The sequence below is a fragment of the Streptomyces sp. NRRL S-495 genome (assembly GCF_000966955.1).
GTDB classification, from domain to species: Bacteria; Actinomycetota; Actinomycetes; order Streptomycetales; family Streptomycetaceae; genus Kitasatospora; species Kitasatospora purpeofusca.
Genome location: NZ_JZWY01000270.1, coordinates 1 through 3,730 on the forward strand (window position 1 = coordinate 1; position 3,730 = coordinate 3,730).

Annotated in this window: 3 protein-coding genes; all 3 read left to right on the top strand. The window is 78.1% G+C overall.

Translation table 11 applies throughout. From position 1 onward, the window contains the following. A partial coding sequence (locus tag VR45_RS42345; RefSeq protein ID WP_234325983.1) for a hypothetical protein occupies positions 1–474 on the top strand: 474 nt, incomplete at its 5' end. Further along, on the top strand, positions 471–2,219 hold the full coding sequence (locus VR45_RS42350) for a hypothetical protein (protein ID WP_052709110.1): 1,749 nt from the start codon (positions 471–473) through the stop codon (positions 2,217–2,219). The genes VR45_RS42345 and VR45_RS42350, both read left to right, overlap by 4 nt. Beyond that, a partial coding sequence (locus VR45_RS15565) for a bpX6 domain-containing protein (RefSeq protein ID WP_045940353.1) occupies positions 2,216–3,730 on the top strand: 1,515 nt, incomplete at its 3' end. The genes VR45_RS42350 and VR45_RS15565, both read left to right, overlap by 4 nt.

The window sequence follows — 3,730 nt, forward strand, 5'->3', positions numbered from 1 at the left end:
GGCCGGCATACGCGCCGAGCTCGTCGCGGCGGTCGCGCCCTCGTGACCATCGGCGAACCGACCCCACCACCCGCCGTGGCGCTCACCTGGGAGCGCCGTGAGCCCCCGCTGACCGCCGCCGCCGTCCTCGCGGTCGGCGACGCCGTCCCGGCGCTGGCCGCCGCCACCCGGGACCGCCTCACCGACGGCGCCCGGCTCGGCGTGCTCGCCGACGACACCACCCTGCTGGTGCTCGGCGCCGAGGACGAGCTCCCGTGGGCGGACGGCGCCCACTACCTCGGCCACGACGAGGAGTTGCTGGTCCCGACCACCGCCCGCCCCCGGCCCGCCGCCGGCCTCTGGCGGGCCGCCCTCGGCGCCCGGCCCGGCGACCTCTGCCTGCTCGTCCCCGGCCACGCCCTGGTGGCCGCACCGCCGGCCGCCGCCACCGACCCGGACGCCCTCACGCCCCTGACCCGGCGGGCCGGACGATGAGCGCCACCCGACTGCCCGCCACCCGACTGCCCGCCGCCCTCGCCCCCTGGGCCGGGGCGCTGTCCGCGCTGAGCCCCGAACTCGCGGTCGCCCTCGGCCCGTTGCTGCGAGGCCTGGACCAACTGGTCGGCCCCCGCGAGCCGGTGACCGACGGACCGGGGGAGCCGGACGGGACGGGCGGGATCGGCCGCTCCGGCCGGCCGGAGCAACTGCTGCCCGCCGAGTGGCTGCTCGCCGAGGAACACCCCGACGAGTTCCTGCGCCGATTCGTCGACCGCGAACTCCTCTACCTCGCACCCGAGTTCCGCAGCACCGTCACGCGCGGCCGGACGGTCGTCCTGGTCGACGCCGGCCCGTCCCAGGCCGGGGCCGGCCGACTGGTCCAACTGGCCGCGCTGCTGGTGCTGCACCGCCGGGCCGCCGCCCGCGGCAGCGAAATGCGGGTGGGCGTGGTCGGCGACCCGCCCGGCTGGTGGCTCTCCGCCGCGCCCGCCGACCTGCTGCCCTCCTGGCTCGCGGCCCGCCGCCCCGCCGAGCCGACCGTCGAGCAGGTGCGGGAGGCCACCGCCGGCCTGGACGCCGCCGACCGCGTCTGGCTGCTCACCTCGCCCCGGCTCGCCGACGGGCTCCCGGGCCTGCAGTCCGGTCCCGCTACGGCTGCGGGCGGACCCTCCGGCACGCCTCGGGTCCTCGCCACCGAGGTGGCCCGCTGGGGCCCCGAGGGCGCCACCCACGTCACCGTCCGCCTCGACCGGACCGAGCTCGAACTACCCCTGCCCGCAGGCGACATCGCCGTCCGGGCGCTGCGCGGCGCGGAGTTCCGGCGGAACGGTCCGACCCTCGTCCCGACGCCCGCCGACGCGGCGAGCACGCCCGGCCGGGCCCTGCCCGTCTTCACCACCGACGCCCCGGTCCTGCTCACCCGGGGCCGGCACGAGGGGATCCTGCTCGCCACGGACGTGCGCCAGACCGAGCACAAGCACGCCGTCGTCACCCGGGCCAAGGCGCACCATCTGAACGGCCAGGTCATCGCCGCCGGCCGGACCGGCCGGCGGCTGTTCGCCCTGTACCTGCACCGAGGCCGGGTGCTCCGCTACGTCAGCGGGCGACAGCTCGCCGGGGACGGGGAGTTCGTCGTCGACCCAGCCCTCCTCGGCCTCGACGCGACGGTCGCGCAGGTGCTGGCGAGCCGCCCCGTGCTGCCGCTGCTGCGCTCCGGGGACGACCTGCTCGTCCCGGTCGCCGGCCGCTGGCGCCGGATCGCGCCCGATGGCGCCGTCACCGACGACGGACCGGTCGGCCACCGCGCGGAGGGTCCGCGCGGCTTCGAACGGCACCGCGAACCACGGCTGTTCGAGCAGACGCTGCAGCCCGACGCGCTGCGGGCCCGGCACCTGGTGCACGCGGGCGGCACCGCCGCCTGGTCCGAGGACGGCAAGAACTGGACCGTCCGGTCCCGGCTCGGCGAGGATCGGCGGCTGTTGTTCCGGGAGAACGCCCAGGTGGCCGGCCTGGTCCACGACCGGCGCGAGCCGGTGCTGATCACCTGGTCCCCCGACAGCCGAATGGTGCGAGCGATCCGGTACGACGGCACCCGCACCCTGAGCGGGTTCTCCGGCGGCACCGCCCCACCGGCCGTGCACCCCACCCATCCGCTGATCGCGAGAGAGTACTCGTCCGGCCAGGTCGTGGTCGGCGACGCCACCACCGGCCGGACCCACCATGTGATCGGAAGCAACGAGTGAACGCCCCCATCGGGAGTGCCGCCAGGAGTGCCACCGGGACCGTCCTCGCCGCCGGCTTCGTGCTCGACGTGCCGCTGATCGGTGTGCCGGAGGCCGCCGGGCGCGTCCTCGACCTCTGGCGCGCGGACGCGCGGCTGTGCGAACTGCCCGACGGCCGCTGGCTCCTGCTGCTGCCCGAGCCGGTCCGCACCCGGGCGGACCGGGCGCCCGGGCTTCCGCTGGAGCGCACCGGGCACGGCGCGCCGTCGGTCGCGGGCACTCCTGGTACCGGTTCCGGATCCGCCGCGGTCACCGCCGACGGCCGGCTCGTGCTGGCGGAGGGCGGAGTGGCGGTCACCCGGGTCATCGGTGAGCTGCCCGGCCTGGACCCCGCCGACTGGCTCGACCCGACCGGCCTCGCCCTGCACCGGCCGCGTCCGGTCGGCGCGGCCCCGGCGCCCGAGGCACCGCCCGTCGAGGATTCGGTGCCGGTCGTCCCCCGGCCGGACCTGAGGGCGGCGGCCGGCATCCGGCCGACCTCCGGGCGGGCCCGCCGGCTGACCGCCGAGGCGCCGCCGGCGCGCGGCCGCCGGGCCCGGCGGCAGTCCGAACGGCCGTCCGGCAGGCGTTCCGCAGGGCGTTCCGCCGGCCGCGCGGGCGGAGGAGCCGCCTGGTGGCAGACCACCCGGCCGATCGCCCTCGCCCCCCACCACGCGGCGGTCGTCGTCGTCCTGCTGATGGTGGTGCCCCTGCTGTTCGTGGTGCTCTTCGGCCTCGGCCTGCTCAAGGACCTGAAGGTCGACCCGGGTGGCATCGTCTACGCCTCGATCGCCGCCGCCCTCGCCTACGGCCTGCTCTTCGGCCGGCGCGCCGGCCGGGACGGGGGCGAAACCACAGCCGCCGCCGGGAGCGCCGCCGCGCCCGCAGCCAATGGCGCTCCCGCAGCCGGGAGCGCGCCCGCCAATGGCGCCCCCGCCCCGCGCCGGGGCCGCCGCCCCTGGCTCGGCGACCTGCTGGCCCGGTTCACCCTGCGCACCCCCGCCGCCCATCTCCTCCACCAGCGCCACACCCGCTACCTGCGCGACCTCACCCGCGCCTTCGAGCAGCACCGCTGGGACGACGCCCTGCGCGACGCGCTCCCGCTCGCCGGCCGGGAGCGCGGCGACACGGCGGCCGGGCGTCCCTGGTTCTCCCTCGCCCTGCCCAAGCGCTTCAGCGGGAAACTGCGCCCCACCCCGCACCGCGTCGGCCCGGTCGCGACCAACGCGTTCTCCGGCCTCGCCGTGCACCAGCACCTCACCGAGCTCTACCGGGCCGCCGCCGAGCGGCTGGAGCAGCAGGGCCGGTTCGACGAGGCGGCCTTCGTCCTCGCCGACCTGCTGGCGGCGCCCGCCGAGGCCGTCGCCCTGCTCGACCGGCACGACCGCCTCACCCAGGCCGCCGAACTCGCCGAGGGCCGCGAACTGGCCGCCGATCTGGTGGTCCGCCTGTGGTGGCGGGCCGGCGATCGCGCGCGGGCCGTGCGGACCGCC